18 protein-coding genes are annotated in these 21,403 nt (G+C 68.1%); 7 read left to right on the plus strand and 11 right to left on the minus strand.

The window, feature by feature from the left end:
• The coding region (locus AB0O34_RS30595; RefSeq protein WP_363921320.1) for an endo-1,4-beta-xylanase at nucleotides 1-565 on the minus strand (565 nt) is incomplete at its 3' end.
• A 919-nt stretch (nucleotides 566-1,484) separates the two neighbouring features.
• Here AB0O34_RS30595 and AB0O34_RS30600 point away from each other — a divergent pair.
• Together AB0O34_RS30600 and AB0O34_RS30605 are read left to right on the plus strand one after the other, a co-directional pair.
• Nucleotides 1,485-2,516 carry a polysaccharide deacetylase family protein gene (locus AB0O34_RS30600; RefSeq protein WP_363921322.1) on the plus strand — a complete coding sequence of 344 codons (1,032 nt, stop codon included), beginning with the start codon at nucleotides 1,485-1,487 and terminating at the stop codon, nucleotides 2,514-2,516.
• Nucleotides 2,517-2,687: 171 nt separating this feature from the next.
• Nucleotides 2,688-3,680: a glycoside hydrolase family 11 protein gene (locus AB0O34_RS30605; protein ID WP_363921324.1), complete on the plus strand. Its 993-nt coding sequence runs from the start codon at nucleotides 2,688-2,690 to the stop codon at nucleotides 3,678-3,680.
• A gap of 296 nt (nucleotides 3,681-3,976) precedes the next feature.
• On the opposite strand, the gene AB0O34_RS30610 is transcribed toward AB0O34_RS30605, so the two are convergent.
• The 4 genes from AB0O34_RS30610 to AB0O34_RS30625 all read right to left on the minus strand — a co-directional run bounded on the left by AB0O34_RS30610 (nucleotide 3,977) and on the right by AB0O34_RS30625 (nucleotide 8,615).
• Entirely contained in the window at nucleotides 3,977-4,309 is a 333-nt protein-coding gene (locus AB0O34_RS30610) for a putative quinol monooxygenase (protein ID WP_363921326.1), read from the minus strand.
• 254 nt (nucleotides 4,310-4,563) lie between these two features.
• The gene (locus AB0O34_RS30615) at nucleotides 4,564-5,898 is read right to left on the minus strand and encodes an MFS transporter (RefSeq protein WP_363921328.1); all 1,335 of its coding nucleotides are present in this window, start codon (nucleotides 5,896-5,898) and stop codon (nucleotides 4,564-4,566) included.
• Between the two features lie 49 nt (nucleotides 5,899-5,947).
• The gene (locus AB0O34_RS30620; protein WP_363921330.1) at nucleotides 5,948-7,021 is read right to left on the minus strand and encodes a MerR family transcriptional regulator; all 1,074 of its coding nucleotides are present in this window, start codon (nucleotides 7,019-7,021) and stop codon (nucleotides 5,948-5,950) included.
• A gap of 283 nt (nucleotides 7,022-7,304) precedes the next feature.
• A complete protein-coding gene (locus tag AB0O34_RS30625) occupies nucleotides 7,305-8,615 on the minus strand; it encodes an MFS transporter (RefSeq protein WP_363921332.1) in 1,311 nt (436 codons plus the stop codon).
• Nucleotides 8,616-8,683: 68 nt separating this feature from the next.
• On the opposite strand from AB0O34_RS30625, the gene AB0O34_RS30630 reads away from it, so the two are divergent.
• Together AB0O34_RS30630 and AB0O34_RS30635 are read left to right on the plus strand one after the other, a co-directional pair.
• On the plus strand, nucleotides 8,684-9,181 hold the full coding sequence (locus tag AB0O34_RS30630) for a MarR family transcriptional regulator (protein WP_363921334.1): 498 nt from the start codon (nucleotides 8,684-8,686) through the stop codon (nucleotides 9,179-9,181).
• A gap of 125 nt (nucleotides 9,182-9,306) precedes the next feature.
• Nucleotides 9,307-9,603 carry a hypothetical protein gene (locus tag AB0O34_RS30635; protein WP_363921336.1) on the plus strand — a complete coding sequence of 99 codons (297 nt, stop codon included), beginning with the start codon at nucleotides 9,307-9,309 and terminating at the stop codon, nucleotides 9,601-9,603.
• Between the two features lie 190 nt (nucleotides 9,604-9,793).
• On the opposite strand, the gene AB0O34_RS30640 is transcribed toward AB0O34_RS30635, so the two are convergent.
• The 4 genes from AB0O34_RS30640 to AB0O34_RS30655 all read right to left on the minus strand — a co-directional run bounded on the left by AB0O34_RS30640 (nucleotide 9,794) and on the right by AB0O34_RS30655 (nucleotide 14,759).
• A complete protein-coding gene (locus AB0O34_RS30640; RefSeq protein WP_363921338.1) occupies nucleotides 9,794-11,029 on the minus strand; it encodes an acyl-CoA dehydrogenase family protein in 1,236 nt (411 codons plus the stop codon).
• A 292-nt stretch (nucleotides 11,030-11,321) separates the two neighbouring features.
• Nucleotides 11,322-12,404 (minus strand): NADH:flavin oxidoreductase/NADH oxidase, encoded by a 1,083-nt coding sequence (locus AB0O34_RS30645; RefSeq protein WP_363921356.1) that lies wholly within the window; start codon nucleotides 12,402-12,404, stop codon nucleotides 11,322-11,324.
• 53 nt (nucleotides 12,405-12,457) lie between these two features.
• Nucleotides 12,458-13,330 carry a glucose-1-phosphate thymidylyltransferase RfbA gene (gene rfbA, locus AB0O34_RS30650; protein ID WP_363921340.1) on the minus strand — a complete coding sequence of 291 codons (873 nt, stop codon included), beginning with the start codon at nucleotides 13,328-13,330 and terminating at the stop codon, nucleotides 12,458-12,460.
• A gap of 139 nt (nucleotides 13,331-13,469) precedes the next feature.
• Nucleotides 13,470-14,759 carry a nucleotide disphospho-sugar-binding domain-containing protein gene (locus tag AB0O34_RS30655; RefSeq protein WP_363921342.1) on the minus strand — a complete coding sequence of 430 codons (1,290 nt, stop codon included), beginning with the start codon at nucleotides 14,757-14,759 and terminating at the stop codon, nucleotides 13,470-13,472.
• 513 nt (nucleotides 14,760-15,272) lie between these two features.
• Between AB0O34_RS30655 and AB0O34_RS30660 the strand changes: the two genes are divergently transcribed.
• Nucleotides 15,273-16,016: a class I SAM-dependent methyltransferase gene (locus tag AB0O34_RS30660; protein ID WP_363921345.1), complete on the plus strand. Its 744-nt coding sequence runs from the start codon at nucleotides 15,273-15,275 to the stop codon at nucleotides 16,014-16,016.
• 175 nt (nucleotides 16,017-16,191) lie between these two features.
• Here the strand turns inward: AB0O34_RS30660 and AB0O34_RS30665 are convergent, their stop codons facing one another.
• Together AB0O34_RS30665 and AB0O34_RS30670 are read right to left on the minus strand one after the other, a co-directional pair.
• A complete protein-coding gene (locus AB0O34_RS30665) occupies nucleotides 16,192-17,205 on the minus strand; it encodes an NAD-dependent epimerase/dehydratase family protein (protein ID WP_363921347.1) in 1,014 nt (337 codons plus the stop codon).
• A gap of 5 nt (nucleotides 17,206-17,210) precedes the next feature.
• Nucleotides 17,211-18,560 carry a nucleotide sugar dehydrogenase gene (locus tag AB0O34_RS30670; RefSeq protein ID WP_363921349.1) on the minus strand — a complete coding sequence of 450 codons (1,350 nt, stop codon included), beginning with the start codon at nucleotides 18,558-18,560 and terminating at the stop codon, nucleotides 17,211-17,213.
• A 230-nt stretch (nucleotides 18,561-18,790) separates the two neighbouring features.
• Here AB0O34_RS30670 and AB0O34_RS30675 point away from each other — a divergent pair, with 230 nt between their 5' ends.
• Both AB0O34_RS30675 and AB0O34_RS30680 read left to right on the plus strand, forming a co-directional pair.
• A complete protein-coding gene (locus tag AB0O34_RS30675; RefSeq protein WP_363921351.1) occupies nucleotides 18,791-20,212 on the plus strand; it encodes an NDP-hexose 2,3-dehydratase family protein in 1,422 nt (473 codons plus the stop codon).
• A gap of 33 nt (nucleotides 20,213-20,245) precedes the next feature.
• A complete protein-coding gene (locus AB0O34_RS30680; protein WP_363921354.1) occupies nucleotides 20,246-21,358 on the plus strand; it encodes a DegT/DnrJ/EryC1/StrS family aminotransferase in 1,113 nt (370 codons plus the stop codon).
• The last annotated feature ends 45 nt before the right edge of the window (nucleotides 21,359-21,403 follow it).

Below are 21,403 nucleotides of genomic sequence, written 5' to 3' on the forward strand. Positions count from 1 at the left end.
TCCAGTCGTTGCCGGTCTGCTGCAGGTTGGAGTTGCGCCTGCCGCCGGAGCTGTCGTCGAAGGCCTCGTTGACCACGTCCCAGTAGGCGAGCTTGCCCTTGTAGTGGGCCATCACGCCGTTGATGTGGTTGATCATCGCCTGGCGCAGCGCACTGCCGGACAGGGACTGCATCCAGCCCGGCTGCTGGGAGTGCCAGGCCAGGGTGTGCCCGCGGACCTGCTTGCCGTTCTGGACGGCCCAGTTGTAGACCCGGTCACCGTTGGTGAAGTTGAACTGGCCCTGCTGGGGCTCGGTGGCGTCGATCTTCATCTCGTTCTCGGGCGTCACCATGTTGAACTCGCGGTTCGCGATCGTGGTGTAGGCCGAGTCACCGAGCTTGCTGGCACTGATCGCGGTGCCGAAGTACCGGCCGCTCTGCGCGGCCGCCGCGCCGAGCGTGCTCGCCGCGGCACCGGCGGGAACCGTCACCGACAGCGCCGTGACCACGCCGAGCACGCCGACCGCGCCGGCGACCAAGGCCCGGCGTAGTCGGGTTCCAGGCGGTGATATGGCATTTGCGCCCATATCTGAGCCTCCTTAACTGAATCAGGAAAACGGGAGGAAGGGGGAATGCGGGGCGCCCCGCGAAGCGACGCCGCGCCCCTTTCGTCAGGGGACGCACACCACCAGAGCGTCGCGAACGGCGGCTCCCCGCCTGTGAACCTCCACCTCGCAGGGGAGAGCGCCTCGGAGACTCAGTTTGGAAACCGTTCCGAAACTTGTCAAGACCAAGGCGAAAACTTTCGGTAGACCTGTCCGAGGTTTACGCATGTCACCAGCTACGGAAGCCGAATCGGCGGACTGAAACTTTCGTTGCTCCGTGTGCTGGGCAAGCAGTCTAGGTGAAATTTTCATCACAGGGCCCTCGTTATCAAGGTGCGTCCACCCTGATAACGCCAGACAAGCCACCCTCCGCGCCCGCGCAGTCGACACAGACACGCGGCGGCCCTTGACGGTGGCTCTCTCCCTCGTATTTGCTCCGCCCCACACCGTCTCCAACCACCCGATGGAGAGGGGACTCCACCAGCAGACAGCATGTGAACGTGAACAACCCCGGGCTCCGCTTGCCGGCGACCAGGCTGCCGTACGCCCCGGACAGGCGCCACGTCCCTGCGGTCCAGCCGTGCGGGGCCGCCGGAGGCCGACGCGCTCGCGGCCTCGGTGGCGGTGGAACGCGCGCCCTCCAGGGTGCCGACGCTGGACGGGGTGCTGAACAATGACCCACCTCCCGCCTGAGCCTGGGCCGCTTGGCCCTCGTCAACTTCGAAATATTTCGGCTTTTTCATCTCACTTTCACGAGGTCAAGCCACACTTAAACGGTTCATTAACCTGAAACATTTCTTCATCTGATTGACATGTTTCGGTGGCGTGCGCAGAATTGCGCACAGGCCGGCCTCCGCACACATGCCCCCTCGACGATCAGCGTTCCAGTGGAGGAACAGACATGATCGACAGCGCCAATCCGCACGGCAGGACCCGCGGGCGCCTGCCCTGCGTCCGCAAGGCTCTCATCGCCGGCGTGACCGGCATCCTGGGCGCGAGCTTCTTCGTGGGCCTGTCGTCCTCTGCCAGCGCCGCCGACTGCAGCGCCGGCTACGTCGGCCTGACTTACGACGACGGCCCGAACCCGAGCAACACCACCAACCTGCTGAACACCCTCAAGTCGAACGGCCTGCGGGCGACGTTCTTCAACATCGGGCAGAACGCGCAGAACAACCAGGCACTGGTCAGGGCCCAGCAGGACGCCGGCATGTGGATCGGCAACCACAGCTGGACCCACCCGCACCTGACCCAGATGAGCAGCTCGCAGATCCAGTCCGAGCTCCAGCGGACCCAGCAGGCCATCCAGCAGGCCACCGGGACCGCGCCGAAGCTGTTCCGCCCGCCGTACGGGGAGACCAACTCCACGCTCAAGTCGGTCGAGCAGCAACTCGGCCTCACCGAGATCATCTGGGACGTCGACTCCCAGGACTGGAACGGCGCCAGCACGGCCCAGATCGTGCAGGCCGCGGGCCGGTTGCAAAACGGTCAGGTCATCCTCATGCACGACCAGTACGCGACGACAGTCCAGGCGATCCCGCAGATCGCAGCCAACCTGCGCAGCCGCAACCTGTGCGCCGGCATGATCTCCCCCTCCACCGGCAGGGCCGTCGCGCCCACCGGCGGCGGAGGTACGCCGCCTCCCTCCAGCCCCCCGCCCGGTGGCGGCGGCAGCTGCACCGCGTCGCTGTCCGCGGGTCAGCAGTGGAGTGACCGGTACAACCTCAACGTCTCGGTCTCCGGCTCCAACAACTGGACCGTGACGATGAACGTGCCGTCCCCGGCGAAGATCATCGCTACCTGGAACATCAGCGCCAGCTACCCCAGCGCCCAGGTGCTGACCGCCAAGCCCAACGGCAGCGGCAACAACTTCGGCGTGACCATCCAGACCAACGGCAACTGGACCTGGCCGACGGTCTCCTGCAGCGCAGGCTGACCCCTACCCGGCTCACCCGGCACACCGCCCCGGCGGCGGATGACACACCGCCCGGCCAAGAACGTGGCGTGGTCACCTCCTGGGGCTCGCCACGCCACACCGGCCAACCCCCGCCGACTCGTAACGCGCCGCCTGACCCCCGGCCGGCCTTCACAAGGAGGAAGCACGCACATGAACGACGCCCTCACCCGCTCGCAGAGCCGCAGACGCGGCCCTACCAGGCTGCTCATCGGCCGTGTCTGCGCCGTAGCGCTGGCCGCGGCCATAACGATGCTGCCCGGCACCGCCAACGCGGCCATAACCTCCAGCCAAACCGGCACCAACAACGGCTACTTCTATTCGTTCTGGACCGATGGCGGCGGGTCGTCCTCCATGAACCTCGGATCCGGCGGCAATTACAGCACCTCATGGAGCAACGTCGGGAATTTCGTCGCCGGTAAGGGCTGGAGCACCGGCGGACGCAGGACCGTGAACTACTCGGGCAGCTTCAACCCGTCCGGCAACGCGTATCTGGCTCTCTACGGGTGGACGAGAAACCCACTGGTGGAATATTACATCGTCGATAACTGGGGCACTTATCGGCCCACGGGAACGTACAAGGGCACGGTCACCAGCGATGGCGGCACGTACGACATCTACCAGACGACGCGAACCAACGCCCCCTCCATCGAAGGCAATAGAACCTTCAATCAGTACTGGAGCGTCCGGCAGTCGAAGAAAACCGGCGGAACCATAACCACTGGTAACCACTTCGACGCATGGGCCCGTAATGGAATGAATCTGGGCAGCCATGACTACATGATCCTCGCAACCGAGGGATATCAGAGCAGCGGGAACTCCAACATAACGCTGGACAGCACCTCCGGTGGCGGTGGCGGTGGCGGTGGCGGTGGCGGCGGCAGCTGCACCGCGTCGCTGTCCGCGGGTCAGCAGTGGAGTGACCGGTACAACCTCAACGTCTCGGTCTCCGGCTCCAACAACTGGACCGTGACGATGAACGTGCCGTCCCCGGCGAAGATCATCGCTACCTGGAACATCAGCGCCAGCTACCCCAGCGCCCAGGTGCTGACCGCCAAGCCCAACGGCAGCGGCAACAACTTCGGCGTGACCATCCAGACCAACGGCAACTGGACCTGGCCGACGGTCTCCTGCAGCGCGAGCTGACCTTCGAACACCCGGAACACCGCACCTGTGGCGCGACGGCCCATGGCCGCCGCGCCACACTGCCGGCTTCGAACCGCGCGAACACCGGTTCCACCAACCGCATCCCAGCCCGGATGATCGGCTTGCTCGACGGCCCATGCTCGGCAAGCACGAACCGCCCGGCTTGAGTCGTCATCCGTGGTAGCACGCATACAGCGACCTTTCTGGACCGGGAACTCCGCAAATCATTCACTACATGAGGCGGCGACCAGCGTGAGGCGGGCAAACGTCGATGCGACACGGCACCGACCCGGGCTTCAACTCCGTTCGGGCACGGCCATCTCGCCGAGGAGGGACCAGTCGTCCTGCGGGAGCGTGGTGTTGACGATCCGAGGCGTCTCGGCCAGGTGAGGCGGGAGGGTGCGCTGCGCGTTCCGGAAATGCTCGGACTGGACGTGGGCCGCCCCGGCGTCGGCGTCGCGGAATGCCTCGACCAGCACGTACTCGGCCGGGTCCTCGACGCTGCGAGACCAGTCGAACCACAGGCAGCCCGGCTCGCCGCGAGTCGCCCTGGTGAACTCGTCGGCGATCTCGGGCCACTGGTCGGCGTACTCCGGCAGCACTCGGAACTTAGCGGTAATGAAGATCATCGGATCTCTTTCAGGTTCGGGTGGATACGATCGGATGCTTCATACGATGCCACGACCGCGATCACGGGTCGTTCTCCGTCGCGGTTCGCCCCGTAGTTTGGGTAGAGCATGGGTCTGAGGAACAACGGAACCGGATCGTGTGACAGCTACCCGGGCGAGGGCATCGGTGACTGAGACGGTCACCACCTGCGGCCTGGCCTTCGGCCGTACCCGGCCCGGTGCTCACCGACTGACAGCGTCGGGGCCGGTCTACATCAGCGATCTATCGTCAGGGCGACGTAGTGCCATAGCTGAGGTGCTACCCGCACGATCAGCGCGACGGTCATAGCGGTGAGCAGCCCGCCGACGCAGATCGTCGCTTGGGGGCCGTATACCGCTGCCGCGGTCCCGTGCAGCAGGTTGGCGACCTGTGGGCCCCCGAAGAGGACGATGGTGAGTGATCCCTGAATCCGGCCGCGCATGGCGTCGTCGGTATACGCCTGTGAGATGGCGTTGCGGAAGGTACTGAGCACGCAGTTCACCGCGCCGCCGAGCATGAGCGCCGCCAGCGCGATCCACAGTCGCGGAGCCAACCCGAGGACCACGACGGTTCCTCCCCAGGCGACGGCAGCCGATGCCATCAGGGCACCGTGACGGTGTGCGCGCGTGAACGTGCCCGACATCAGCCCGGCCGCGAAGACGCCGGCCGGGTAGGCGGCGTAAAGCAGACCCAGCTCCAAGCCTCCTCCCGCGGGCCCGCCGTAGGTGCGTTGCGCCAGTTCCGGAAGAAGCGCTATCGGCATCCCGAAGACCATCGCGGCGAGGTCCACCGCCAGCATGGCTACGAGCACCCGGCTGGTGAGCAGGTAGCGAAACCCGGCGAGTACCTTTCCCGGCATGGCCCGAAACCGGTCACGCTGTGCCGCCGCAGCATCCGATGATGTCTCCGAGAGCCTGCCCGGCGATCCGTCACGTGGCGCCGGGTGAGGGCTGGGCACGATTGGCGGCAACTTGACGACCGCCCACACGACGGCCAGTAACGCGATGGCGTCGAACAGGTAGAGCGTGCCGAGCCCGACCACCGGAATCAGTACACCTGCCAGTAACGGACCCATGATCGCCCCGGTGTACCGGACAAGGGAACTGAGACTGTTCGCCGCCGGCAGCAGCTCGGCGGGGACGAGGCGGGGCACCGCAGCACCCATCGTTACCATGATCGATCCGAAGGTCAGCCCCTGGCACGCCACCAAAACCAGCAGGACGGCGACAGAGCGGCCCCCCAGCGCCGCCTGGGCCCACAGCGCCACATAGGTCAGAGCAAGGCCACAGTGAGCGGTCAGCAGCAGCCCCCGCCGGTCCACGATGTCGGCGAGGGCTCCGGCCCACAGCGACGCGACGACCAAGGCGCCGAATGACACCGCGGCTGCGGCACCGACGGTCGCGGACGAGCCAGTCACCGTGAACAGCTGCGTCGGCACCGTGACCACGCTGAACGAGCCGCCGATGGCGCAGGCAGCCGAGGCGACCCACAACCGCCGGTAGGCGGGGATCGCAAGGGGGCGCCGGTCGAGCGTGTACGCGCCGAAAGAACGCACAACCGATGCGCTCACCTTCCACCGCCGTTACAGCGGTGGGCTCGGCCGGCCGGGTAAGACCCCGTCACAGTGTCACCACATCAGCCACCACGCAGGCGACGTTGTCCGGTGCGCCCGCGGCGTACGCAAGCCTGATCAGCTCATCGAGGATCTGCTCAGGGCCCCCGGTGCGGCTCAATACGCCGCGTAGGGACGCTGCCGAAACCACAGCGGACAGCCCGTCGGAGCACAACAGGTAGCGGTCGCCGGCTGCGGCCGTGTGCAGTGACAGGTCCGGCTGGAACGCGCCTGTGCCAGTGAGCGCACGGACCAGCAGCGAGCGCTGCGGATGCGAGACGGCCTCCTCCGGGCTGAGGCGGCCTTCGTCGAGCAGCGACTGCACGTAGGTGTGATCATGGGTGATCTGGAAGATCTCGCCGTCGCGCAGCAGATATGCCCGCGTGTCACCGATGTGTACCAGCGCCAGCTGGGAGCCCGACCACAGCATCGCGGTCAGCGTCGTGGCCGCCTCACCGGATGGTGTCGACTCGGCGATGCCCCCGATCACCCGGTTGGCCTGAGTGACCGCATCGGCAAGCGCACCAAGAAGATCGCCGGCAGGTAGGGTCTTCGTCTCCAACGGTTTGAGCGCGTCGATGGCCGCCGTGCTCGCGAGATTCCCCGCCGGCCCGCGCACTCCGTCGGCCACCGCCAGCAGCCGAGTGCCGGCGTAGGCGATGTCCTCGTTGCTCGTGCGAACCAGCCCCGACTCCGACCGGGCCGCGTAACGGATTCCGATCATGGTTTCCGTGTCTTCCACGGCGCTACTCCTTCCTGACAGGTAATCGACGAGGAAGGTGGCCAGCTGTTCGCGTGCGGCGGTGTCGGCCACCACCTGGGCCCAGTAGTCGGCGACCTGCTCGGCCGCCGCCTTCGGCTCCAGGTCGCATACTTGGCGGATGCGGGCCAGCGGCATGCCCAACCGTCGCAACCACGCGATCAACCGGGCCCGCTCAAGCTGCGCTGGATCGTAGAAGCGATACCCCGACTCTCCGTCCACCGCGGCCGGCCGGAGCAACCCGAGCTCGTCGTACAGCCGTAACGCCTTCGGCGACAGTCGCGCAGCCCGAGCGAACGCCCCGATCGTCAACAGCCCCACAACTGATCCTCCTCGCGCCGGTCGGGACGACCGGCACCACGATGCTGCGCCTTCACCCAAGGGCAAGGTCCACATCTCACCGTCGGCCGAGCCATGAACAGAGCAATGTGTCATAGGTCCCAAACGGCCATGCCGACCACTGGTCATGGCGAGCGAGCCGCGCGTCGGCCCCTCAGCGCTCACGTGCAGCGGGATCACGTCCGGCCTGCCAACACGCGAGTGCTTCGCCCGAAACCCGGGCGTAGCGGGCCAGCGAGGCGACCGAGGTGCGCCCGGACAGGGCTTAGCGCGAGATCCGGTTCCGACGTTCCTCGGCCCAAGCATCAGGTCCGTTGACGTGACCACCCCGGTCGATCCTCTGCCGTCCGGCTGAGGTCGACGACGCCTGAGCCGGCGTTTCCCGCTGTACGGCCTCCTCCGCCGGTACCTGCCAGACGTCCGGCAGCAGGAGCACGGCCAGGTTGGCCGCGGCGACCAGTGCCGCACCGATGAGCAGGGGGGCCATGGTGCCGGTCAGCGCGGCGACGGGGGCGGCGACCGCCAGCCCGAGCGGCCGGGCGGCGAAGGAGATGAGCGTGTCGAACGACCCCACCCGCCCCAATGCCTCCTCGGGGATGCGCTGCTGCATGGTCGTCTCCCACAGCGGGCTCAGCACGCCAAGGCCGAACATCGCCGCGAAGTAGGCGATCGCGACGACCGTCACCGGCATGGGCGCCGCGAAGGCGGCCATCGGCAGCGCGTAAACGGCGGCTCCCACCGCGACGGCCACCAGCGGACGGCGGATGGGCAGCCGGGGTGCGGCGTAGATGCCGGCCACCATGCCCACGGTGCCGAGCTGAGCGATGATCACCCAGGAGGTCGCACCACCCAGGTGGCGCAGCGCGATGATCGGGCCGAGCGTCAGCAGGAAACCGGCCGCCAGATGCCATACGCCGTGACCCAGCACGTTGACCAGGAACCAGGGGTGGCGGCGGGTCTCCGCCCATCCCCCGCGCAGTTCCCCGGCGAATGCTCCGCGCCGGTTTCGCGAGGCGGTACGGGCCGGGCGCAGGCGGGCGAGTGTCAGCGCGGAGGCGGCGAACAGCCCACCGGTCAGGAGTGAGGACCAGCCCGCCCCCACCGCCAGTATCAGTGATCCGGCCAAGGCGGGGGCGACCATCTGGGCGAGCCCGGTCGCCACGCCCAGCCGCGCATTGATCCGCAGCCGGTCCGGCCCCGCCACCACCGCCGCGACCAGCGTCCGCACCGCGGGCGTACCGAAGGCCACCCCGGCGCCTGTGATGGCCGACAGCGCCGCGAGAACCGGGATGCGTACCTCGCCGGCGAGCAGTTCGGCCGCGATCCCGAGCTGGGCGGCACCGCGTACCAGGTCGGCGGCCAGGATGACCCGTTGCGGCGGGAAGCGGTCGGCGATCACGCCTGCGACGGGCAGCAGAGCCAGCAGTGGCAGCAGCTCAAAGGACAGGACCACACCGAGATCGGCCGCCGACCCGGTGGCTTGGACGACCGCGAGTGTCAGCGTCATGGGGATCAGCGCGGTGGCCAGCGCCGCGATGGTACGGCCGGCCAGCAGTCGGCGGATGGAGGAGTTCACGGCTCGAAAGTATTTCGCTGACGAATCTTTTGTCAACGAAATACTTGTCGGCGTAGCATACTGAGGAGGTGGAGGACTCCGTCGATCGGCATCTCGCCCGCTGGCGTGACAAGGCGCCCTTCGACGAGCGGGTCGAGGCGATCGTCACCCGCATCCAGCTCCTGGCCAGGCACGTGAACCACGCCAAGGACCAGGCCCTGGCCGAGGTGGGGCTGCAGAGGTTCGAGTTCGAGACCCTGCATCGCCTGGCCTCACGCGGGACGCCCTGGCGCGCCACGCCGTCCGAGCTGGCCGCCGAGCTGATGGTCTCGCCGGCCGGGATGACCGGCCGGGTCGAGACCTTGGAGAACGCCGGCCTGGTCCGCAGGCTCCGCGGCACCGAGGACCGGCGGCGCGTCGACGTGGAGCTCACCGAGCTGGGGCATGCCCGCTGGTTCGCCGCCATGAAGCTCCGCGGCACGGCCGAGGACGCGATGGTCGAACCCCTGGACCCCGCCGAGCAGGACACGCTCATCGCCCTGCTCAAACGCATGCTCGCCCAGGCGGAGTCCGAGCGACGCGCGTAGCGCGGGATGTCTCGGCACGACTTGCTACCGGATTGTCGGCCCGTGCTCCGGCGTTCACGCCGGGGATGAAGGCCGACGCGGGAGTGCCTGCCAGGGCGTGAGCGTGTCCTGGCCTGGCTCGGGCGTTGGGGTGCGCGCGGGTGGTGTCCAACGACGCGTTGGCGGTCCGCGACCAGGCTTACACGCAGGGGTTGCCGTTCGTGACCGATGCCGAGCCTTCGGTCCGGGTGATCACGGCGGCGAAGAAACGCCCCCACCGGGCGTGGCTGGGGGAGGTGTCGGCGGTGGTGCTGCAGCAGGCGCTGGCCGACTGCACCGCGGCGTTTCGTCCTCGGCGGACAGCCGCGGCTCGGAGAATCGCCCGGCCTCCCCGGGGATGGCAGAGAGCTCGCGGCGCAGCGCCGGAAGCTGCGCCATGGTGATCAGAATATCCATCCGCCCTCCTTGGGATGAGGGCGGAAATCTATAAGCCCCACGACATCGCCGCAGGTCAGATGGGACAAAAATGGTGTGCGGCAGACCGGTTCCGGACGATCACCAGCCGGTCCACGCGAGGTCCGCCGGTGCGCCGGTCAGGTCGCTGACGCTGTCGCCCGCTGACGTGCCGGCCGCTCAGTGCGCGGCGGCCGCGCTCGCGCGGTAGCTCATGTAGTTGTTGTCGCGATCTATGCCGAGTGCCTGACCGCTGAGGAAGTCGACCGCGTCGACGTAGGTGTACGGCTGCATGAACCATCCGGCGCGCACGTCGCGGGAAAGTCGCGACAGCGGGTGCGCCGCCCCGTAGGCCGCACCGCCGACGACGGTCAGGCAGTCGTCGACCACCGACCGCGACAGCCGGTTCACCGCCAGCTTCGCGTACTGGAAGGGCACCATCATTCGCCTGCCGCGCTCGTCCAGGTCGCCGGTGAGGTCGTCGTTGAGCTCATCGGCGTTGGCGAGCGCCGCCGCGGCCGTGGCCCGAAGCGTGTAGAGGTTGGCCTCGATGTCGGACACCAGGGCCCGCACGGCCGGTGGCGCGGTCGACCGGCGCGCGGCCGCGCCGACGGCGATGTCACGGGCGGCACGTGCGACGCCGGCGTAGATGCCGAGCATGGTGATGGAGCTGACGGTCTGCCCGGCCAGTGCCCGGTCGCTCTGCGCACCGATGACTCCCCGTTGCAGCACGTTCTCCGCGGCGACCGGGCAGTCGTCGAACACGATGTCGCATGTGCCCGACGCTCGCATGCCGAGGCCGTCCCACTCGGGCAGGACGGTCAGCCCGGGGGTCGCGCGGTCGAGGATCGCGGCGGCGAGTGTGACCGGCTCGCCGTCGACGACCTTCTGGGTGTGCACCAGGAAGTGGGTGGCGATCGGCGCGAGGGTCACCAGCGTCTTGCGGCCGGACAGAAGCCAGCCGCCGTGCCCGTCGGGCGTCAGCCGGGTGACCGCCGTGTGGTGGTCCTTCGCGCCGCCGCAGATCACGAGCCGGGCCGACGCCATGCCGCGCATCAGCCGCTCCGCCAGCGCCCGCACCGGCGGCGAGCCGTGTTGCCACTCGTAGGTGAAGGTCAGGCCGCGGCTGAGCTGCACGTGCAGGGCCAGCGCGGTGGAGGCGTCGGCCGCGGCGACGGCGGCCAGCACCGTCGCGACGTCGGACAGGCACGAGACGCCCATGCCGCCGAGCTCAGTGGGGACGGTCCCTGCCATGACGCCGTTGTCGAGGAACCGCTCGAAGGTCTCGGTCGGAAACTCGCCGAAACGGTCGTGGGCGGCGGCTTCGTCCCGGATCCGGGCGATGTCCTGCTCTACCAGGGCCAGCAGGGCTCGGCCGTTCGGCGTGACAGGCGTGTCGAACCGTCCGTCGGGCACGCGAGTGGCGCTCCAAGTCGACAATGGACACTCCGAGATGTCTGGGGGCGATGACGACCTTCGAGGTGAGCGGACAACCGGGCTGGCGGCTCGAAATCGACCGTAACACCGTCGAAGGGGGTTGGCCCGGTACGCGGCCAAATCGGTTGTAAGTGCGCAACGAGGAAGAAAACGCCGCCTTGAGATGGAACGAGAAACGCAAGCCGGAAGATGCGCCGCCGCCGGCGTGTCGATCCGGGCGAACATGTGCGTGTACCGCCCCGCCACCGCGAGCTGACCGCGCGCCGGGATCTCATACCGCGCGAAGGTACTGGTCGGGGCGGCGCGGTCGCTCACCCAGCGCGAGGGCTGCCCGCTGCGGCCAGTAGGGGTCGCGCAGCAGTTCGCGGCCGAGCAGGACGGCATCGGCCTGACCGGAGGCGAGGATCGACTCGGCCTGGTGGGGGTCGGTGATCTGGCCGACCGCGGCCACCGCCCCGCCGGTCTCGGCGCGCACCCGCGCCGCGAACGGCACCTGGTACCCGGGGCCGGTGGGGATCTTCACTCCCGCGGCGTTGCCGCCGCTGGAGACGTCCAGCAGGTCGACGCCGTGGGCGAGCAGCTCCTTGGCCAGGCGCACGGTGTCGTCCAGGCTCCAGCCCTGGTCATCGGGGAGCCAGTCGGTCGCCGAGACCCGGAAGAACACCGGCAGCTCCTCGGGCCAGACGGCGCGCACGGCGTCGACGACCTCCAGGGCGAAACGGATGCGGTTCTCGAACGGGCCGCCGTAGGCGTCGGTGCGGTGGTTGCTGTGCGAGGAGAGGAACTCACCGATCAGGTAGCCGTGCGCGCCGTGGATCTCCACCACCTGGAACCCCGCCCGCAGCGCGCGCCCGGCCGCGGCGGCGAAGTCGCCCACGATGCCGCGGATCCGGTCGGCCGGCAGTTCCTCGGGTGCCGGGTAGCGGTCGGAGAAGGGAATCGGGCTGGGCGCGACCGGCCGCCAGCCGCCCTCCGCGGTGCCGAGCGGAGCGCCGCCGCGCCAGGGCCGGTCGGCGGAGGCCTTACGGCCTGCGTGCGCGAGCTGGATGCCGGGCACGGTGCCGTGCCGGGACAGGAAGCCGGTGATCCGGGTGAACGCCGCCTGCTGGCGGTCGTTCCACAGCCCGAGGTCGGCGGGGCTGATCCGTCCCTCCGGGGAGACTGAGGTGGCCTCGGTCAGGATCAGCCCGGCGCCGCCCACCGCCCGGCTCGCGAGGTGGGCGAAGTGCCAATCATCCGGCACTCCGGTCTGCGGGCCGTCGGCGGCGGCCGAGTACTGGCACATCGGTGCCATCCAGACGCGGTTGGGGATGGTCAGCGACCGCAGGGGGATGGGCGCGAAAAGCACGGGGATCTCCTTGGAACGTGAGGACGCCACGGCCGCCCGGGAGCCGGAGGTGGGGCGGCTCAGCCCAGGGCATAGGCGATCTCCGTAAGGTATCGGCCGTAGTTCGACTGCCCCATTCCGGCGCCGAGCCGGTAACAGGCCTCGGCGTCGATGAAGCCCATCCGCAGGGCGATCTCCTCCAGGCAGGCCACCCGCTCACCCTGGTGCTTCTCCACGGCCTGCACGTACTGGCTGGCGGACAGCAGGGAGTCGTAGGTGCCGCAGTCGAGCCAGGTGCAGCCACGACCCAGCCCGATCAGCCTCGCCCGGCCCTGCCTGAGGTATTCGAGGTTGACGTCGGTGATCTCCAGTTCGCCGCGGGCCGAGGGGGCGATACCTCGCGCGATGTCGACGACCTCGTTGTCGTAGAAGTACAGGCCCGTGATCGCGTTGTCGGAGCGGGGGCACAGCGGCTTCTCCTCGATGGAGACCAGCATGCCCCCGGAGTCCACCTCGCCGATGCCGTACCGCTCCGGGTCGGGCACCGGGTAGCCGAACAGGGTGCAGCCGTCGAGCGACTCCCGGGATCGGCGCAGCAACTCCGGGAACCCGGCACCGTGGAAGAGGTTGTCGCCGAGGATCAGCGCCGAGCTGTCGTCGCCGATGTGGCCGGCGCCGATCAGGAACGCCTCGGCGATGCCGCGCGGCTCGTCCTGCACCGCGTAGGACAGGTTCAGGCCGAGCTTCGAGCCGTCGCCGAGCAGGCTCTGTATGACCGGGACGGCTGACGGCGTGGAGATGATCAAGATGTCCCGGATCCCGGCCAGCATCAGCACGGAGAGCGGGTAGTAGACCATCGGCTTGTTGTAGACGGCGAGCAGCTGCTTGGACGTCACCAAGGTCAGTGGGAACAGCCGTGTACCGCTGCCGCCGGCGAGAACGATTCCCTTCATCATCCGGTCCGTTCTGCGATTCGTGGGTCAGTGGTCGGGGCGATGGGGTCGGTGCGCGGCTCGCGGCCGGGCGGACCCCATCGGGTACGACGGACTGTCAGGCCACGCCGGCACCCACCCGTCAAGATCGAAGAGCGGGTCAAGGGCGCGACGTGCGGAATTCGGTGGTCAGCCTCTGCAGCAGCGGCACGAGATCATGCGGGCTCGGCGTCGCTATCGTCTCGTTGCGCAGCTGAGCGGCGTTCGCCGCGAATGACGGATCCTCCAGGACCAGCTTGAGACTGTCTCGCAGCACGTCGGCGGTCAGACGGCCGGCATTGGCCGCGTACACCCCGGCGCCGCGCTCCTCCAGCCCGGTCGCCATGGCCACCGAACCCCACCACTTCTCGACCTTGAAATCGTTGGGCGCGATGACCTGCGGGACGGCGTATTCGAGCGACGCCGCGAAGGTCCCGCAGCCGCCTTCGTGGACGATCGCCGAACACGTGGGCAGCAGCGCGTTCAACGGGACGAAGTCGACGGCACGCACGTTGTCCGGGAGGTTCGGTACCGACTCGAGCTGTTTGGCATTGAGGGTCGCGATCACCTCGATGTCGAGGTCGGCCACCGCGTCGAAGAGATCACGGGCCGAAGCCGACGTGCCGTCGATGTTGGCATCGCGATGCGAGATGCCGAGCGTGAAGCAGACGCGCCTGCGGGCGGGCGGCTCGTACAACCACCTCGGTGTCGTCGCGGGACCGTTGAACGGCACATTGCGCATCGGGATGTAGTGCACGCCCTCCGGCCGCCACATCCACAGCGGCATGGGGGAGATGGTCCACTGCCCGACCACCGTCGACTCGTCGAAGTCGCAGCCGTACCCCTGAAGGATCGGCTGCAACCAGTCGCGCATCGGGTCGCCGACGGAGGCGAACCCGGGCCGGCAGGCCGCACGCAGCTGCCCCATCCTGTCCACGGTGAACAGCATCCGGGCATGCGCCGCGCCGACGACCCGAGCCGCGACCGCGCCGTGGAAGGCGGTCGGGTCGGTGATCACCAGGTCGGGCTGCCACATGCGAGCGAAGTTCACCAGGTCGTGGATCGTGGCGTCGGGAAAGAACACCTCACGCACGCCCGTGGTGAGGTCCTCCAGCTCGGCGTGCGGATCGCCCCAGCCGAAGTCGGTCTGTACCGACCTTCCGGTGCGCTGACCCCGCGGGTCGGCGACCCCCATCGAATCGTCGACGGGCGGCGCCTGCGCCATCCTCTCCTCGAGTAGGAGCCATTCGCCGACCGACACGTTGGGAAGTCCGGTGTGTGCGATGTCGTCGGCCATATCCGGCGGGCCGACGACGCACACCTCATGCCCCGCGTTACGGAGCGCCCACGCCAACGGGACCTGTAGATACAGGTGCGATCTGAAGGGATTGGTCACGAAGAGAATCCGCATCGGAGCCCTTCCTCCTAGATGATGAGCGAAAATGGCCATGCCAGGTGACATGCCCCAGCGGCAGCCAGTAGGGGCCCTCGCGCGCCCGAAACAGGGGCGCGCACAGCGGACGGTCGCCGCGTCTGTGGGTGGTATCCGGTCGCCTTTTCGTACCGTTAGGGCCCCGCTTATTCGAGTCGACGTTCGGTACCCAGTATGGCGTCAGGCGCCGTCGCGGGCGTCTTCTGGATTGCGTGCTTGGTTCGAGGACGCGCCGTCGTCCACGCCCGCCGCGGCCGTCGAACCGCACCGGCCGCCGGGGGAGCGATCAGATCTCGGCCGAATCCTGGTGCCGTCCGGGTTTCCCCGTCCCCGGGCCGGTCACGGAGTGAAAATATTGCGCGCATAGGTGGCAGAAAGCGGTCAGGAGTGTGCAGCTTGCTGCCGTCCATTTCTCTGTCTCGAGGGCTCGCGGTGCCGAAGAGTTGTTTGTGCAGGGACAAACGACAAGCCCTCGGGAAAAGAGGCGAATAAATGACCCGTACCGCTTTCACCGCCGATTCCATGCTCTTCGACGCCGAACACGCCAAGCTTTTCGACCTGGTCTACACCGCACGGGGCAAGGATTACGCCGCCGAGTCCAAGGCCGTCGAACGGCACATCCGCGCGCACAAGCCCGGCGCCCGTTCGCTGCTGGACGTCGGCTGCGGCACCGGAGAGCACCTGCGCTCGCTGAAGGACGTGTTCCCCGACGTTGAGGGGCTCGACATCACACCCGCCATGCGGGAGCAGGCGGCGAGCAAACTGCCGCACGTGCCGATCCACGCCGGCGACATGAGCGACTTCGCGCTCAACCGCACGTTCGACGCGGTGACGTGCCTCCACAGCGCGATCGCCTTTCTGCCGTTGTCACGGTTGAAGGCCGCGGTCGCATGTATGGCCGGGCATCTCAACCCTGGAGGGGTGCTCATCGTCGAACCGTGGTACTCGCCGGAGAGGGCCACCGACCGCACCGTGGTCGGTGACATCGTGCACAGGGACGACGGCCGGACCATCGCGCGCGTCTCGCACGGCGTCCTTCGCGACGGCAGGCACCACCTGGAGACGCATTTCATCGTGGCCGACGCGGACGGCATCCGTCACACCGCCGACGTCCAGGTGATGGGCGTCTACCGGCGTGAGGAGTATCAGGCCGCGTTCGCCGCGGCGGGCTGTGACGCCGAGTACTTCGAGGACGGGCTGGCCGGCAGGGGATTGTTCGTCGCGGTCCGCCGCTGACCATGCCGCGCGCCGCCCCCTGGCAGCCGGGGAGACGGGTGCCGGCCCGCGCCGGCCCGGGCAAGCGCTTTGGGCGGCCTCGGGTTCTGGACGAACTCGCCGGTGAAGACGAGCCGCGAACCCAAGACCGCCCGGGTGCTTCGATGGCCGTGGGAACAGGCAGGCCGTAGGTGGTTCAGGCGGGTGTGGTCGCCGCCAGGTCGCTGTCCGGCGCCGCGCCGCTGTCGGACAGGGCGAGCCACGACGGGTTCTCCCGCGCCCACTCGATCGTCCTGGTGAGCCCCTCGCGCAGGTCCGTCGCGCACCGCCATCCGAGCATTGCCCTGATCTTGCTCGTTTCCGGAACCCGCCTGCGCAGGTCCTGGTAGCGGGCGCCGAGCCGGTCCCGCGTCTCGATCGGCACGATCGCCCCGGCGCCGGTCAGCTCCGCGACCAGGGCGCTCAGCTCGGCCACCGTGGTCTCGACCGAGCTGCCGACGTTGAAGCACTCCCCGACGGCGGCCTCGTTCGTGCCGACGGCGATCGTCGCGTCGATCGCGTCCTGGACGTAGGTGAAGCACCGCGTCTGGCCGCCGCCGTCGTACACCACCTGCGGCTCACCGTTCAGGGCGCGGTGGATGCTCCTGCTGACCACGAACGCCGGCCGCTGCCGCGGGCCGTACACGTTGAAGAAGCGCACGATGGCCGTTCTGAGCCCGCGGTCGCGGGCGAAGGCGAAGGCGAGGTGCTCGCCCAGCGCCTTGCTGGAGGAATAGCTCCACCGGTCCACGTCGGTGCTGCCCAGGACCCGGTCGTCGTTCTCCCGCCACGGGACCGCGGGGTTCTTCCCGAACACCTCGCTGGTGCTGGCGACGACGACCTTCGCGCCCGCCCTGGAGGCGAGTTCCAGCGTGTTCCGGGTGCCGAGCAGGTTGATGTCGATGACGTCGAGCGGACGGTCGAGATAGCGATCGACCCCGACAACGGCGGCGAAGTGGTAGACGGTGTCCACACCGTCCTTCACGACCTCGGCCAGCTGTGCCGCGTCCCGGATGTCCCCGGTCACGTAACGGACCGAGGGCGGCGGTGACTGGTCGGGGGGCGGCGTGCCGCCGTCGAACACGGTCACCTCGTCGCCCCGCCGGACCAGCTCGTCGACCAGATGACTGCCCAGGAACCCGCATCCTCCGGTTACCACGACCCGCGCCATGACCGCTACCTTCCGATTCCCCGGTAGGCGAAACCATGCTCCCGGAACCGGTCGATGGTCTCGCGAGAGTAGTAGGCGCGGCCGTCGAGGATGACGCACGAGGGCGCCACCGACTCCCGGAGCGCCACGAAATCGATCTCGGCGAACCTGTCGTGCCCCGCGAGCACGGCGATGCAGTCGGCGCCGGACAGCGCCTCACGCGCCGTCTCGGAAGGCGCCAGCCCGAAGATCCTCTTGACCTCGCCGGAGTCGGCGAGCGGGTCGTAGATGGTGACCTCGGCCCCGCCCTGCTGCAGCTTGTTCACGACCGGCAGCACCGGGGTCGCGCGAAGGTCGCCGGTGTTGTTCTTGAACGACACCCCGAGCACCGCGATCTTCGCCTCGTCCAGCCGCTTGCCGGACCTGGCCAGTTCCTCGACGATCAGATCGACGGTGTAAGCCGGCATGGAGTCGTTGACCTCCCGCGCGACGGGGATCGTGTTCAGCTCGACGTCGCGGTCGCGGGCAGCCCGCCAGACCATCCACGGATCCTTGGTCAGGCACGACCCGCCGACGCCCACACTCGGCAGCAGGATGTTGACGTTTCCGGTGCCCTTCTGCATGGTGTTCGCCGCGGCGATGACTTCCAGCACGTCGACGTCCAGCACGGCGCACAGCTTGGCCAGCTCGTTGGCCATCGCGATGTTGTGGTCGATCCACCAGTTGCTCGCCAGTTTCACCACCTCGGCGCTCTCCGTCGACGTGCAGGTGATGATCTCGGCGCCGATCGTCCGCTGCCAGAACGCGGCCGCGGCGGCCACGCTGTCGGGGCACCATCCGCCGACGGCGATCGGGAACGTCCTCATCTCCTGCAGGGCCTGGCCCTCCGACAGCCGCTCGGGGCAGAAGACCAGTCCGAAGTCCTCGCCCACCTTGAGTCCGCTGCCCTCCAGCAGCGGGGCGACGACGTTCCTGGACAGGCCAGGAGGCACCGTGCTCTTGAGGATGACAAGCTGGCCTTCGCGCAGACGTTTGGCAAGTTCAGTGCAGGCGCTCCGCAGATACACATCGACGAGCTCGGTGTCACGGACCGGCGTGCCCACGGCGATGATCACCACGTCCACGTCGGCGACCAAGTCGTAGTCGGTGGTGACACGCAGCCGGCCCGAGTCAAGGCCGCTGTACAGCAGCTCGGGCAGCCCCGGCTCGCTGAACCAGCAACGGCGTTGTTCCAACTGGGCGACCAGTGCCGGATCGACGTCGATTCCCACGACGTCGACACCTTCGCCGGCAAGGACCGCCGCTACGGTCGATCCCACATAACCCATTCCGATTACCGCGGCGGAAGTATTCCCCTGATCAGACAAGAATTTCATGGGTCACCCACTCTCAGGATGTGCCGGTTGGCATACGAACAGCGTGCCAACCGGCACGTCGGCGACGCATCTCCTGTAATGCCGTGACCTTTTTCATCGTGCCTGATCTTCGCGGGTCCGCGGGCCCTTGATCCCACATGCCACAGCGGCCTCACCGCAATCCAGAAGATGCGTCGCGAAGCCCGGTCGTATGACGATGCAGGCAGTCATACGACCTCTGGGAGCCTCTGTTGCCTGCGCGACTCAACCAGCTCGACGTCAGCATGCCCCTCGACATCGCTGCCCGCGTCACCGCCTCGGCACGAACGACCGCGTCACAGGTGAGCCCCGACATCGATGACTGGCTCGACAAGAAGAGAAACCGGCCGTTCGAGAGCACCATAATCACACTGGACGAACTGACCGAACCAGAGGGATGGCGCTTCGCTCCCGACACCGGGAATCTCGAACACCACAGTGGCCGGTTCTTCAGCGTGGAAGGACTGCACGTCAGGACGAACCACGGTCATATCAGAGAGTGGTGGCAGCCCATTCTCGTACAACGGGACATCGCCATCCTCGGAATAATCGCCAAGGAGTTCGACGGCGTCCTGCATTTCCTGCTGCAGGCCAAGATGGAGCCCGGCAACGCCGACCTGGTGCAGTTGTCGCCCACCGTCCAGGCGACGTCCAGCAACTACACCCAGGTGCATCGCGGAACGCGCGCCCCCTACGTCGAGTACTTCACCGAGCCGGGCAGGGGCAGGGTCCTCGTCGACGTCCTCCAGTCGGAGCAGGGCGCCTGGTTCCACCTGAAGCGCAACCGGAACGTCGTCGTCGAGGTCACCGACGACGTGCCCCTCCATGACGACTTCTGCTGGCTGACTCTCGGGCAGATCGGCCGGCTGCTCCAGCGGCGCAACGTCATGAACATGGACGCCCGTACCGTCCTCGGGTGTCTGCCCATCGCGGCCCCGGCGAGCGGACCGGACGACGGGGACGTGTTCGACGGCGCCCCGGACTCCCCGGAGCCGGGCGGCACGCACACGATGACGGAGATCCTCAGCTGGTTCACCGGCCGCAAGAGCGAGTACGAGCTGTCCGCCCGGCTGGTTCCGCTGAACTCCGTGGTGGGGTGGCGCCGCGACAGCGAAAAGATCTTCCCTGAGGACGGCGGCGGGAACTTCAGCATCGTCGGCGTCCGGGTGAACGCCCGGACCCGCGAGGTGCACAGCTGGAAGCAGCCGCTGCTCGCGCCGCACGGCCTCGGCCTGGCAGGGCTGGTCGTCCGGCGCATCGGCGGGAGGCTGCACGCGCTGGTGCGCGCCGAAGTCCTGCCGGGCTACCGGGACACGGTCGAGCTCGGCCCCACGGTGCGGTTCACGATGGACGACTACGTCGGCACCCCAGCGGATCGTCACCCGGAATTCCTCGACTACATGCTGTCGGCGCGTGAGGGAGTCCTCTACGACGTCGTGCAGTCCGAGGAGGGAGGGCGTTTCCACTACGCCGAGACCCGCTACCTCGTGGTCGAGGCCGGCGACGACTTCTCGCTACGGGTGCCACCGGATTTCGCATGGATCACGGTCGAGCAGCTGCTGGCGCTGCAATGGCACAGCTACTACCTCAGCATCGAGGCCAGGACCCTGCTCTTGTGCCTGAACAACCTCTGACAGAACAATCGACCCCAAAGGAGTTCGGCACCGATGGCCATTCACGTATGGGACCACCGGCGGGAGTACGAAAACGAGCGTGAGGACATTCTCGACGCGGTCGACACCGTGTTCCGCTCGGATCAGCTCATTCTCGGCGAGAGCGTGCGGAGCTTCGAGGAGGAGTTCGCCCGCTACAACGGAGTGACGCACTGCGTCGGGGTCGACAACGGCACCAACGCGGTCAAGCTCGCCCTGCAGGCGCTGGGCGTCGGTCCCGGCGACGAGGTCATCACCGTTTCCAACACCGCGGCGCCGACCGTGCTCGCCATCGACGGGGTGGGCGCCACTCCCGTGTTCGTCGACGTGGAGCCCGACACCTACCTGATGGACACCGGCAAGGTGGCCGCCGCCATCACCGACCGGACCAAGTGCCTGGTACCGGTGCACCTCTACGGCCAGTGCGTGGATCTGGCCCCGCTGCAACGGCTGGCGGCGACCCATGGCCTGAAGCTCCTGGAGGACTGCGCCCAGGCGCACGGGGCGCACGCGAAGAACGGCCGGCTCGCCGGGGCGACCGGTGACGCGGGCGCCTTCTCCTTCTACCCGACCAAGGTCCTCGGCGCGTACGGTGACGCGGGCGCCGTGATCACCTCCGACGACGAGGCCGAGGAGAAGCTGCGCCGGCTGCGCCGCTACGGCATGGAGGAGCTCTACTACGTGGTGAGCACGCCGGGCCACAACTCGCGGCTCGACGAGGTGCACGCCGAGATCCTGCGCCGCAAGCTGCGCCGGCTGGACGACTACATCGCCGGCCGCCGCGCGCTCGCACAGCGTTACGCCGAGGGACTCGAGGACACCGAGCTGGTCCTGCCGCAGGTGGCCCCGGGCAACGACCACGTCTACTACGTCTACGTCGTGCGCCATCCCGAGCGGGACGAGATCCTCAAGGCGCTTCGGGAGTTCGACTTCCACTTCAACATCAGCTATCCGTGGCCGGTGCACACCATGACCGGATTCGCCCACCTCGGCTGGGGTCCGGGTGACCTCCCGGTGACAGAGGCCGCGGCCAAGGAGATCTTCTCCCTTCCGATGTACCCGTCGCTGCCCGTGGACATCCAGGACAAGGTCATCATCGCCCTCCGCAAGATCCTGTCCCGCGGCTGACGACGCGCCGCCCCGACGCGCCGATCCCGGCATGAACCGCTCTCA

It is taken from the genome of Sphaerisporangium sp. NPDC088356 (genome assembly GCF_040685555.1).
GTDB lineage: Bacteria > Actinomycetota > Actinomycetes > Streptosporangiales > Streptosporangiaceae > Sphaerisporangium.